The 11,657-nt window shown below is 68.8% G+C and carries 11 protein-coding genes, 1 tRNA gene and 3 pseudogenes; 7 read left to right on the top strand and 8 right to left on the bottom strand.

Features of this window, described 5'->3' with window-relative positions:
• Positions 1–284 (top strand): annotated as a pseudogene (locus Q0D93_RS14785) (cytidine deaminase); the annotation flags it as partial.
• A gap of 5 nt (positions 285–289) precedes the next feature.
• Here the strand turns inward: Q0D93_RS14785 and Q0D93_RS14780 are convergent.
• The 4 genes and pseudogenes from Q0D93_RS14780 to Q0D93_RS14905 form a co-directional block, all read right to left on the bottom strand.
• Positions 290–1,123: a DUF4336 domain-containing protein gene (locus Q0D93_RS14780; RefSeq protein WP_294395745.1), complete on the bottom strand. Its 834-nt coding sequence runs from the start codon at positions 1,121–1,123 to the stop codon at positions 290–292.
• A gap of 223 nt (positions 1,124–1,346) precedes the next feature.
• A tRNA-Leu gene (locus Q0D93_RS14775) sits at positions 1,347–1,433 on the bottom strand.
• A gap of 83 nt (positions 1,434–1,516) precedes the next feature.
• Entirely contained in the window at positions 1,517–2,047 is a 531-nt protein-coding gene (locus Q0D93_RS14770) for a hypothetical protein (protein WP_294395743.1), read from the bottom strand.
• Between the two features lie 63 nt (positions 2,048–2,110).
• Positions 2,111–2,206, bottom strand: a pseudogene (locus tag Q0D93_RS14905) (zinc-ribbon domain-containing protein); the annotation flags it as partial.
• A 120-nt stretch (positions 2,207–2,326) separates the two neighbouring features.
• Between Q0D93_RS14905 and Q0D93_RS14765 the strand changes: the two are divergent.
• Genes Q0D93_RS14765 through Q0D93_RS14755 form a run of 3 tightly spaced genes read left to right on the top strand, consistent with a single transcriptional unit; the run spans position 2,327 to position 4,397 of the window.
• The gene (locus Q0D93_RS14765; RefSeq protein WP_294395741.1) at positions 2,327–3,034 is read left to right on the top strand and encodes an ATP-binding cassette domain-containing protein; all 708 of its coding nucleotides are present in this window, start codon (positions 2,327–2,329) and stop codon (positions 3,032–3,034) included.
• Positions 3,031–3,876 (top strand): hypothetical protein, encoded by an 846-nt coding sequence (locus Q0D93_RS14760; RefSeq protein ID WP_294395738.1) that lies wholly within the window; start codon positions 3,031–3,033, stop codon positions 3,874–3,876. Before Q0D93_RS14765 ends, Q0D93_RS14760 begins: the two co-directional genes overlap by 4 nt.
• Positions 3,873–4,397: a YdcF family protein gene (locus Q0D93_RS14755; protein ID WP_294395737.1), complete on the top strand. Its 525-nt coding sequence runs from the start codon at positions 3,873–3,875 to the stop codon at positions 4,395–4,397. The genes Q0D93_RS14760 and Q0D93_RS14755 overlap by 4 nt, the downstream gene beginning before the upstream one ends.
• Before the next feature lie 7 nt (positions 4,398–4,404).
• On the opposite strand, the gene Q0D93_RS14750 is transcribed toward Q0D93_RS14755, so the two are convergent.
• Both Q0D93_RS14750 and hisC read right to left on the bottom strand, forming a co-directional pair.
• Positions 4,405–5,313 carry a prephenate/arogenate dehydrogenase family protein gene (locus Q0D93_RS14750; RefSeq protein ID WP_294395735.1) on the bottom strand — a complete coding sequence of 303 codons (909 nt, stop codon included), beginning with the start codon at positions 5,311–5,313 and terminating at the stop codon, positions 4,405–4,407.
• Positions 5,313–6,425 carry a histidinol-phosphate transaminase gene (gene hisC, locus Q0D93_RS14745; protein ID WP_294395732.1) on the bottom strand — a complete coding sequence of 371 codons (1,113 nt, stop codon included), beginning with the start codon at positions 6,423–6,425 and terminating at the stop codon, positions 5,313–5,315. Before hisC ends, Q0D93_RS14750 begins: the two co-directional genes overlap by 1 nt.
• Before the next feature lie 68 nt (positions 6,426–6,493).
• Between hisC and Q0D93_RS14740 the strand changes: the two genes are divergently transcribed.
• The 3 genes from Q0D93_RS14740 to metW are packed head-to-tail and all read left to right on the top strand — an operon-like array spanning position 6,494 to position 8,633.
• Positions 6,494–7,615 (top strand): homoserine O-acetyltransferase, encoded by a 1,122-nt coding sequence (locus tag Q0D93_RS14740; protein ID WP_294395730.1) that lies wholly within the window; start codon positions 6,494–6,496, stop codon positions 7,613–7,615.
• Positions 7,612–8,049, top strand: coding sequence for a GNAT family N-acetyltransferase (locus tag Q0D93_RS14735; RefSeq protein ID WP_294395728.1), 438 nt, complete (start codon positions 7,612–7,614; stop codon positions 8,047–8,049). Before Q0D93_RS14740 ends, Q0D93_RS14735 begins: the two co-directional genes overlap by 4 nt.
• Entirely contained in the window at positions 8,046–8,633 is a 588-nt protein-coding gene (gene metW / locus Q0D93_RS14730; protein ID WP_294395726.1) for a methionine biosynthesis protein MetW, read from the top strand. Before Q0D93_RS14735 ends, metW begins: the two co-directional genes overlap by 4 nt.
• 209 nt (positions 8,634–8,842) lie before the next feature.
• Here the strand turns inward: metW and pheT are convergent, their stop codons facing one another.
• Positions 8,843–11,206 (bottom strand): phenylalanine--tRNA ligase subunit beta, encoded by a 2,364-nt coding sequence (gene pheT, locus Q0D93_RS14725; RefSeq protein WP_294395724.1) that lies wholly within the window; start codon positions 11,204–11,206, stop codon positions 8,843–8,845.
• Positions 11,203–11,657, bottom strand: a pseudogene (locus Q0D93_RS14720) (phenylalanine--tRNA ligase subunit alpha); the annotation flags it as partial. The gene pheT and the pseudogene Q0D93_RS14720, both read right to left, overlap by 4 nt.

The following is an 11,657-nucleotide window of genomic DNA, read 5'->3' as shown; positions in this document are numbered from 1 at the left end:
GCGCGGAGACCGTGGCGCTGGCATCGGCCAACGTTGTGGGGCGGATGAAGGATGTGGTCGCGGTCGGCATCGTCGGCGGCACGATCACACCCGGCGGCCTGAGCGGCGACGCGCCGATCTATCCCTGTGGTCGGTGCCGGCAGGTGTTGAACGAGGCCGCCGACCTCGGCCGGCGCGACATCGTGGTCTATTGCGCATCCGCCGATGGCGCGGTGATGCGGCGGCACATGCTGTCCGACCTGCTGCCCTTCGCCTTCGGGCCGGGCGATCTCGGCATCGCCTGACGGCCTTACAGGAAGCCGGCGAAGGCCCGTGTCAGCCGCGCGCCGCCACGATCCGCGAAGAAGCGGCCGTGGGCGAAGATGACCCGCTCGGGCTCCAGCGCGACCATGGACCGGATCGCGCGCACCGTCTCCGCGCCGCCCAGACGCAGCACGGCCCGCAGGTAGAGCGCGGGGCGATCGTCCGATGCGCCCGCCATGGTCATCAGCCCGCGGGTGAATGGCGGCAGCTTGGTGGGTTCCAGGCCTTCGATCAGGTCGGTCAGCACCAAAGTCCGGCTCGGACGATGGAGGAAATAGATTTCCCGAAAGCCAAGGCCGCCGGGCACGATGCCCTGCTCGATCTCGCCGGCCCAGGCATCAGGCGCGCCCTCGCCCAGTTCGGCATCGATCCGCACGCCCGATTTCCGCACCTGTGGCCGGTCGCGCACGCCCGGTGCTGCCCAGGTGCGCGCATCGGGAAAGGCGCGCTGCCAATCGGCAACGAACATCCAGTGCGCCATGCTGGGGGCAACCAGATGCCGGATCGGGCCGACCTGCGTGATCCGATCGCTCAACTCCAGCGAGAATGGGGTAGGCGAGTGCAGCAGCAAGTCGCCATCGGCCAGCCGGATGATCGTCATGCGCACCGGCAGCGCCAGACCCATGGCGCGGATCGGGCCGCTATCCACGATCCACAGATTGTCGGCGACGGGCTTGGGCGTATCGAGCGGGGGATAGCCGACCTCGCGCGACTGCCGATTCCGTGCCATCATCCGGTATGCCAGAAAGGCGCCGCCAAGCCCTGCCGCGGCCATCAATGCCGCCCGCTTGCTATCGTCGCCCATACGCTTTTGCATCATGGCAGCACCGCTCCCAGGCGAGGGACACGCCGATGCGACATGCCGGCGGCTCATCCCGGGGCTAAAGGTCCGATGCGCCTATTCGTTCCGGAATAAGAGGCGCGATCGCGGATCGGGTTCGATGCGGGTCCATGACAGCCGCATGATTGATGGGGCACCATGCCGGGCCGGGGCACTCTCCCCGCCGAAGCGGACAGATCCCCTGCCATCCCAATCCGTAATGTGGTGCGGTCGAGAAGACTCGAACTTCCACGTCCTTTCGGACACAACGACCTCAACGTTGCGCGTCTACCAGTTCCGCCACGACCGCACATCGGGATATCCCAGCTTTGCGGCCGGGCCTGGTGAGGCGGTGCCCCTAGCAGGGGATTTCACCCCCTGCAATGCCCCTTTTCACCGATCCGCTTTCTCGTCGGTGCCGGCGAAGCTGACGCTGATGTTGCTGGAGCTGTCGGGAACGTCCACCGCCGCCCCGTCGAAGCCGATCTGCTGCCCGGGGCCGAGCCGCGCGACCGGCCGCGTGATCGTCCAGGCATAAACGGTCTTGCCCTTGCCGTCCTTCAGCTCGGCGCGGATGTCCGGCACCGCCTGCTCCACATCCGTGGGATTCCAGATGCGCCCGGACACGGCGAACAGCTGGCTTCCCCCCGCGATCATGCGCCAGTCGGGCTCCCGCGTGATGGCGATGCCCAGCGGCACGCGCTGTTCCGCTATGCCGAGGCGGGAGGCGACCTGCTGCGGCCCCCACAGGATGGTGGCGGCACCGACGCCCAGGCCGAGCACCAGCACCACCAGCAACAGGAGCAGCCAGGGCCTGTTGTCCCGCTTGCGCCGGACTGGCCGCTCCACCGGGATCGGATCTGGCTTGGCAGCGGGCGCTGGCGCCGCGGCGGTCGCGAGCGGGGCCGTCGACGCGGGAGCCATAAGCGGCGCATTCGGCTGTGGAACGGGCGGAGGTGCGTCGCGTGGGCCTTCGAACCAGCTCGTATCGCACGCACGGCAGCGTATCCTGCGGCCGTTCGGACCGATGGCGTTGTCGGGTACGTCGTAGGTGGCACCGCATGTCGGGCAGGTCAGCTGCATGCGCCAACCAAGACACCGGCCACATCAATCCTGCAAGGGGTCGCGTCGTGGGTTGCCGCACATCGCGCGCCCATGTCATCAGGCACGCACGATTCTGACAAAGGAGCAGGCGCGCGCCGCATGGCCGCCATTGTACAATTCGACAATGTGGGATTGCGATACGGCACGGGCGCGGAAACGCTGTCGGGCCTGAGCTTTTCGCTCGCGTCCGGCTCATTCCACTTCCTCACCGGAGCATCGGGGGCGGGCAAGACCTCGCTCATCAACCTGATGACGCTGGCGGTGCGGCCAAGCCGGGGGATCATCCGCCTGTTCGGGGAGGAATCCGCTGCTCTTCCCCGCCATCGCCTGCCGGTGCTGCGCCGCCGGATCGGCGTGGTGCATCAGGATTCGCGGCTCGTCCCCACGCTCAACGCCTATGACAATGTGGCCTTGCCGCTGCGCATCGCCGGCATGGAGGAGCGCGAGATCGGGGCGCGGGTCGACGAACTGCTGCACTGGATCGGCCTTGCCCCGCGCGCACGGGCCTTTCCCGCGACCTTGTCGGGCGGCGAACAGCAGCGCGTCGCCATCGCCCGTGCCGTGATCGCGCATCCCGAACTGATCGTGGCCGACGAACCGACCGGCAATGTCGATCCCGACATGGCCGCCCGCCTGCTGCAGCTGCTGCGCGGGCTTAGCGCGCAGGGCACGTCCGTGCTGGTCGCGACCCACGATCTGCACCTGATCGGCAAGGTGCCGGGCGCCATCACGATGCGGCTGGCACGCGGCCGGCTTGAGGATGGGATCGGCGGCGGGCGGGCGCCTGTGCGCGAGGATGCGGCGTGAGGCTCGCGCCTTCCCTGCTGCCGCCGCGTCGCCGCCCGTCCGCTTTGTCATGGTTGATCGCCGCGACCACGCTGCTGGCATTGCTGGCCGGGGCGTTCCTGTTCGGCCTCGACGCTGCCCGGCGGGAGCTTGGCGCCGCCACCGCCAACCGCCTGTTCGTGCAGGTGATCGATCCCAACCGCATCACGCGCGAGGAAACCGCCAAGGGCGTGCTGGCCCTGCTGCGCGGCAACCGTGTCGTCGAACAGGTCCGGCAGGTCGACCAGGGGGAGGTGGCGCGTCTGGTCGATCCCTATATCGCCCCCATGCCCGCCGCGGACCTCCCCCTACCCGCTTTGATCGAGGCGACCTTGCTCCCCACCGCGCGGGCGGAGGTGATCGCACGCGACCTGCGCCGGTTGCCCCATGTGGAGGCGGTCACCGCCGCCGCCGAGGTCCAGCCGCTGGTGCGCCTGGTGGCGGCGCTGCGCAGCACGGCCTTGGGCGTGCTGCTGGTCACCGCGGCCGCGACGGCCCTGGTCGCCGCGCTCGCGACACGCGGGGCACTGGCGGCGGAGATGGGGACCTTGTCGATCCTGCACCAATTGGGCGCAACCGACCGGCAGCTGGCAGAGGTGGTGCTCGATCGGATCGGGCGCGACGCCGCGACTGGCGCGCTGGCCGGGCTGCTGCTCAGCATCGTCGCGGTCAGCCTGCTGGGTCAGCGGCTGGCGGCGCTGGGCATCGGCGGCTTTGGCATATTGGGCTGGCTGGGACTGGCGATCCTGACGCTGGCCATGGTCGCGTTGACGCTCGCCACGGCCGCCGCGACCATGGCAATCCGGTTCAGGCACATGCCATGATCCGCCGCCTGTTCAGCCTTGTTGTCCTGTTATGGGCGCTCGGGTTCGTCGCTTTCGCCATCTACCTGCCGCAACCGGCGGGCGACGATCGCACCGACGGCATCGTGGTGCTGACGGGCGGTCCGGGCCGGCTGAAGCGCGGGCTCGACCTGCTTGAACAGGGCGGGGCGGAGCGGATGCTGATTTCCGGCGTCGACCGGCGCGTGCGGGCAGGCGAACTGGCGCAGGTCCATTCGATCCCGCCGAAGCTGCTGGCGCGGATCGACCTTGGCCGCTCGGCCGTCGATACCCGCTCCAACGCGCTGGAAACGCGGCGCTGGATCGTCCGCCACCGCTACCGCTCGGTCCGCCTGATCACCACCGACTGGCACATGGCGCGCGCGCGGTTCGAGCTGCGCCAGGTGTTGAGCGGGGTGCGGGTGGTCAAGGATGCCGTGCCGAGCGAGCCGGATCTATGGACGCTGCTGCGCGAATACCACAAACTCCTGCTGCGGCGCGGGGCGGCCCTGGTCGGGCATTGAGCCTCGATCAGGCGTGCGATCGTCCGAAGTCCGGCCGTTCGTCGTCCTGCCCCTGCTCGATGATTGAGCGTCGCACCGCGCGGGTGCGGGCGAACCGGTCGAACAGGGTGTCGCCATCGCCCCAGCGGATCGCGCGTTGCAGGGCGGTCAGGTCCTCCGTGAAACGCTGCAGCATCTCCAGCACCGCATCCTTGTTGGCGAGGAACACGTCGCGCCACATGGTGGGATCGGACGCGGCGATGCGGGTGAAGTCGCGGAAGCCGCCGGCCGAATATTTGATCACCTCGCTTTCCGTCACCGCCTCCAGGTCGGATGCGGTGCCGACGATGGTGTAGGCGATCAGGTGCGGCAGGTGGCTGGTCACCGCCAGCACCAGGTCGTGGTGCCGCGCGTCCATGATCTCGATCTGCGCACCCAGCCGCTCCCAGAAAGCCGACAGGCGTGTGACGTCAGCCGAATCCGCATCGGCCGGTGGCGTCAGGATGCACCAGCGCCCCTTGAACAAGGTCGCGAAGCCCGCATCCGGGCCGGAATATTCCGTACCCGCGACGGGATGCGCCGGCACGATCCGGCGACCCGGCAGATGCTCCGCCAAGGCCGCAAAGACGCTCGCCTTGGACGATCCGACGTCGCTGACGATCGCGTCGGCGGGCAGGTCGTCGCGGATGCCGGCCGCCACCTCCCCCATTGCGCCTACCGGCACGCACAGGATGACCAGGTCGGCATCGATCACCGCCGCGCCCGCCGTGTCGGTCACGTCGTCGCACAGGCCGAGGTGCACGACCCGGGCGCACACATCCGCGCGCGCGTCATGCCCGGTGATCGCCACCGTCGGCATCTCCGCCCGGATCGCACGCGCCAGGGACGAGCCGATCAGCCCCAGGCCGATGATGGTGACCCGCGCGAACGGCAGCATCAGGCGGGATCCGCCGGGCCTGCCCCCGCCAGTTCGCGCAGCGCCGCCACCAGCCCGCGCATCTCCTCTTCGGTGCCGATGGTGATGCGCAGACCGTGTGCCAGGCCCTGACCGGGCAACCAACGGGTGATGTAGCCGCGCTCCATCAGCCCGTTATAGGCCGCCTCTGCCGTCAGCTGGCCCTGGAACAGCACCAGGATGAAATTGGCCTTGCTCGGCACGCTGCTGAGCCCGGCATCGCCGAGCGCCGCGACCTCACCCTCCAGCCACGTCCGCCAGGTGAGGTTGTGATCGTGGCTGGCCTTGACGAAATCGTCCGCATCCAGCGCCGCGATCGCAGCCGCCTGGCCGCCGGTGGTGACGTTGAACGGCGCGCGGATCTTGTGCAGCGCATGGATCACGGACGCCGGACCATAGCCCCACCCGATCCGCTCCGCCGCTAGCCCATGGATCTTGGAGAAGGTCCGCGTCACCAGCACGTTGGGCGCGACCCGCGCCAGGTCCAGCGCGCCGTCGTCATCCTCGGGATCGAGATATTCGGTATAGGCCTGGTCCAGCACCAGCAGGCAATCCGACGGCAGCCCGGCATGGAGGCGCGCGATCTCCGCCCGCGACGTATAGGTGCCGGTGGGATTGTTGGGATTGGCGACGAACACCACCCGCGTCTTCGGCCCGACCTTGGCCAGCAGCGCGTCGATGTCCGTGGCATAGTCCCGGTCGTCCGCCTCCACCGGCTCCGCGCCGACCCGCCGCGTTGCGATGGGATAGACCGAAAAGCCATAGCGGACGTACAGCACCTCGTCGCCGACGCCCGCAAACGCGCCCGCCGCCAGATGCAGCAGTTCGTCCGAACCGGTGCCGTAGATCACCCGATCGCTTTCCAGCCCGAACTTGGCCGCGATCGCGTCACGCAGGTCATGCGCGCTGGCATCCGGGTAACGGTCGAGATGGCCGGACGCCGCCGCATAGGCCGCCCGTGCCTGCGGGCTGGTGCCCAGCGGGTTTTCGTTGGAGGACAATTTGTGGACCTTGCGGCCATCGTCGGTAGTGGCGCGGCCCGGCACATAGGGCGCGATGGCTTCGATCCAGGGCTTCGGGCGTGGCGTGGTCATGACGGCCGGCTTTAGACCATGCGTCGCCATTGACAATAAGCCGCAACGCCCCGTAGCGCGCCCTGCCCATGTCCGACGATCAACGCTTCGGCCTGGCGCGTCAGGTGACGCTTGCCCAACCCCTCCCGCTCGATGGCGGGGGCAGGCTGGCGCATGTCGAGATCGCGTATGAAACATACGGGACGCTCAACGCCGATCGATCCAACGCCATCCTAGTCTGCCATGCGCTGACAGGCGACCAGCATGTCGCCTCCACCCACCCGATCACGGGCAAGCCCGGCTGGTGGTCGCGCATGATCGGGGCAGGCAAGCCGGTCGATCCCGCGCGCCATTTCATCATCTGCTCCAACGTGCTCGGCTCCTGCATGGGCACGTCGGGACCCGCCAGCATGGATCCGGCGACGGGGCGGCCTTACGGCATGTCCTTTCCCGTCATCACCGTGCGCGACATGGTGCGCGCGCAGGCGGCCTTGCTTGACCATCTCGGCGTGGACGTGCTGCAAGCCGTGGTCGGCGGATCGATGGGGGGGATGCAGACGCTGGAATGGGCGGCCACCTACCCCGACCGGGTCCAGGCCGCGATCGTGATCGCCAGCGCGGCGCGCCATTCCGCGCAGAACATCGCCTTTCACGAGGTCGGGCGGCAGGCGATCATGGCCGATCCCCGCTGGAACGGCGGGGCCTATTACGGCACGGGCGACCCACCGGCGGCGGGGCTGGCGGTCGCCCGCATGGCCGCGCACATCACCTATCTGTCCGAAGCCGGGCTGACCGAAAAGTTCGGCCGCCGCCTTCAGGATCGGGGCGAGAAGGGCTTCGGCTTCGATGCGGATTTCCAGGTGGAATCCTATCTCCGCCACCAGGGGATCAGCTTCGTCGACCGGTTCGACGCCAATTCCTACCTCTACATCACCCGCGCGCTGGATTATTTCGATCTGGCGGAGGAGCATGGCGGGCTGCTCGCCAATGCGTTCCGCGACAAGCGGACCCGCTTCTGCGTGGTCAGCTTCGATACCGACTGGCTCTACCCCACCGCCGAGTCGCGCGCGATCGCCCATGCCCTCAACGCGGCGGGCGCGGCGGTCAGCTTCGTGGAACTGTCCTCCCCCTTCGGGCACGATGCCTTCCTGCTGGACATGCCGGAGCTCAATCAGGTTGTGGACGGCTTCATCCGGGCGGGCGAGGCATGAGCGACACCATCTATTCCGACGACAAGAACCTGCTCGACGTCGACCGCATCCACGGCTGGCTGGCGTCCAGTTACTGGTCGCCGGGGATCGAGCGATCGCTGGTGGAACGCGCCATCGCCGGATCGCACTGCCTGGGCGCCTATCGCGGCGCGGATCAGGTCGGCTTCGCGCGCATGATCACCGACCATGCGACCTTCGCCTGGCTGGCCGACGTGTGGGTGGACGAGGCGGCGCGCGGGCAAGGGATCGGGCGGACGATGGTGCGCTGGTTCCTGGACGACACCCGCTTTCAGGGGCTGCGCCGCATCGGGCTGGTGACACGGGACGCGCATGGGGTTTACGCGACCGAGGGGTTCACGCCCCTGCTGCGGCCGGACCGCTACATGGAGCGGCTTGCGCCCGGGTTCGACGCGCTGCTGCGGGCCGAACCATGAGCCTGCGGCCGGACCTTGCCATCATCGCCAACCATGTAACGGCGGGCGCCCGCGTGCTCGACATCGGCTGCGGCGATGGGGAGTTGATGGCCGTGCTGCGCGACCAGCGCCAGGTGGATGCGCGCGGGCTGGAACTGGATCCCGCCAATGTCAGCCGCGCCGTTGGCAAGGGCCTGTCGGTGATCCAGGGGGATGCCGACACCGATCTGGCTTATTATCCCGATACCGCGTTCGACTATGCCATCCTCAGCCAGACGTTGCAGACCGCGCGCGCGCCGGACGCGGTTCTGAGCGAGCTGCTCCGCATTGGCGGGCGCGCCTTCGTGTCCTTCCCCAACTTCGCCTATTGGCGCGTGCGCTGGCGGCTGCTGTGGGGTGGGCGGATGCCGGTGACCAAGGCGCTGCCCGTATCCTGGTACGCGACGCAGGACATCCACCACCTGACCATCGACGATTTCCGCGCCTTCGTGGCCGAACGGGGGATCATTGTGGAGCGCGCCTGGTTCCTGACCGGGCAGCGCCGCATTTCCAGCGCGGCGGCGAACCTCCGCGCCGAACATGCGGTGTTCCTGCTGCGGCGATAGGCGATCAGGCCGAGCCGCCGCCCCTCCCGGTCAGGAGAAAGGGCGCCCCGGTTCAAGTTCAAAGCGGGTCGCGGTCAGGGTGCAGCACGCACGCCCCGTGCTCCTGCGAACGCAGGAGCCCAGAATCATGAGGCGAATCCCTCGCCGGCTGGGCTCCTGCCTGCGCAGGAGCCCAAGGTCGGATTGATCGTAACCGGCCTGAGGAAGGGTCACGCCCGCAGGCGGGCACCCGTCTTGGCCGCCGCAACGACGATCCGGTCGGAAATCCCCTGCAGGTCCGCGTCGGTGAAGCTCTTATCGCCGGGCTGCAGCGTCACTTCGACCGCCAGGCTTTTCTCGCCCTCGGCAAGGCCCGTGCCCTCGAACACGTCGAACAGGGTGACGCCGGTGATTGCCTCCTTGTCCGCGCCGCGCACCGCGCGCAGCAGCGCGTCGGCCGTCGCAGCTCGCGCCACCACGAAGGCGAAGTCGCGGGTTACCGCCTGCAAGGCGGGCGGCGCATAGGCGCTGCGCATCCGCCCCGCCTCACGCCGCGCTGGCAGCGCGTCATAATAGATCTCCGCCGCCATTGCCGGACCATTCAGACCGAAGGCCTTGAGCGTCGCGGGATGCAGTTCGCCAAACTCGGCCAGCACCGTCTTCGGGCCGAGCCGCAGCGATCCCGAGCGGCCGGGATGCCATGTCGGCGATACCGCCTCCATCACCTGCAACCGGTCGACCGGCGCGCCCGCCGCCGCCAGCAGGGCTACCGCCTCCGCCTTGGCATCGTAGGCGTCCAGGCGCCGGCTTGCGCCCCGCCAGTCGCGCCCCTGCTCGCCGGCGAGGAGGAGGCCCAGGGTCGGCCGCTCGCCATCCGCCAGATAGCGTCGCCCGATCTCGAACAGGCGGACGTCGCCCGCCCCGCGATCCAGGTTGCGCCGCGCCGCCGCCAACAGGCCCGGCAGCAGCGACGGGCGCATCGCCTTCAGATCCTCGCTGATCGGGTTGGCGAGCGTCCAGGCCGCGCCGCCGAAGCGGTCCGCCTCGGCCGGCGGCAGGAAGCTCCACGTCACCGCTTCGTTGAGCCCGCGCGCGGCGGCACTGCGGCGAAGCGTGCGTTCGATCTTCTGCTCGGCCGTCGCGGTGGGCAGGGCAACACCCTCGGCACGCGGCAGCGCGACCGGTGCGACCTGATCGATCCCCTCGATCCGCACGATCTCCTCGACGATGTCGGCCACGCCGTCCACGTCACGACGCCAGCTCGGCACGCGGATGTTCCACGACCCGTCGGTGCCGAAGCCCAGCCGCGACAGGATTTCGCGCTGACGGTCCTGCGCCACGTCGAGCCCGCCCAGCCGGCTCACCGCCGCCGGATCGTAACGGAAGGTCGGCTGCCCGACGGGGGGAGAGCCGGCCTCGATCACCTCCGTGGGCCGTCCGCCGCACAGATCGGTCACCAGCCGGGTCGCGATCGCCAGCCCGTCGCTCAGGAATTCGGGATCGACGCCGCGCTCGAACCGCTGGCGGGCGTCGCTGGTCAGGCCCAGTTTCTGGCCGGTGCGCGCGATTGTCTCCGGCGTGAAATAGGCACATTCGACCAGGACGTCGGTGGTCGTCTCCGACACGCCCGATTCCATCCCGCCCATGATGCCGCCGATATCGTGGACATGCGCATCGTCCGCGATCACCGTCATGTCGGGGGCAAGGGCATAATCCTTGCCGTTCAGCGCGGTCAGCGTCTCGCCCGGATGCGCCTTGCGCGCGACCAGCCCGCCCTTGAGCTTGGCGACGTCATAGACGTGGAGCGGACGACCGAGGTCCAGCATCACATAATTGGTGATGTCGACCAGGGCGGAGATGGTGCGCTGGCCCACCGCCGTCAGCCGGCGCTGCATCCAGTCGGGCGACGCGCCATTGACGACGCCGTGCACCACCCGGCCGAAGAATGCGGGGCAACCCTCGGGATCGAGCGTCCGGATGCTGACCGGGCTTGCACCCTCGCCCTTGATGGCTGGCACGTCCAGCGGCTTGAGCGTGCCGAGGCCCGCCGCCGCCAGATCGCGGGCGATGCCGCGCACGCCCATGCAGTCCTGGCGGTTCGGCGTCACCGCAATGTCGATCACCGCATCGCTCAGGCCCGCATAGTCTGCGTAGAGCGTGCCGACCGGCGCATCGCCCGGCAGCTCGATGATGCCGTCATGGTCCTCGCCCAGCTCCAGTTCGCGGGTCGAGCACATCATGCCGTTCGATTCGACGCCGCGGATCGCCGCCACGCGCAGCACCATGCCGTTGGCGGGGACGGTCGCGCCCGGCTGGCCGAACACGCCGACCAGGCCGGCGCGCGCATTGGGCGCACCGCACACGACCTGCAGCGCCTGGCCGTCGCCGGCATCCACCGTCAGCACCTGCAACTTGTCCGCCTGCGGGTGCGGCGCGGCCGTCAGGACGCGGGCGACCGTGAAGCCGTTCAGCTTGGCGGCGGGATCGTCGACGCCCTCCACCTCAAGCCCGAGCCTGGTCAGCGCGACCACGATCTCGTCCAGCGTGGCGTCGGTCTGAAGATGGTCCTTCAGCCAGGAAAGTGTGAACTTCATGCGCCCACTCCCCCGCTCAAGGTCGGCACGTCGAGCGCGCGGAAGCCGTAGTGACGCAACCAGCGCAGGTCGCCATCGAAGAAGGCACGCAGATCATCCATTCCATATTTCAGCATGGCCAGCCGGTCGACGCCGGTGCCGAAGGCGAAACCCTGATATTCCGCCGGATCCAGCCCGCAGGCGGCGATCACCTTGGGGTGGACCATGCCGCTGCCCAGCACCTCCATCCAGCCTTCAGACCCGCCGATCACGCGCCGGCCTTTCTCGATGGAATAGCCCACATCGACCTCCACCGACGGTTCAGTGAAGGGGAAATAGGATGGGCGCAGGCGCAGCACGATGTCGTCGCGCTCGAAGAAAGCCTTCAAAAACGTCTCCAGCGTCCAGCGCAAATGCCCCAGATGGATGCCGCGATCGATCACCAGTCCTTCGATCTGGTGGAACATCGGCG

Origin of the sequence: uncultured Sphingomonas sp. (assembly GCF_934560975.1) — a bacterium.
GTDB lineage: Bacteria > Pseudomonadota > Alphaproteobacteria > Sphingomonadales > Sphingomonadaceae > Sphingomonas_I.
The sequence above is the reverse complement of the archived record's forward strand: the minus strand, read 5'-3'. Positions and strand labels throughout refer to the sequence as shown.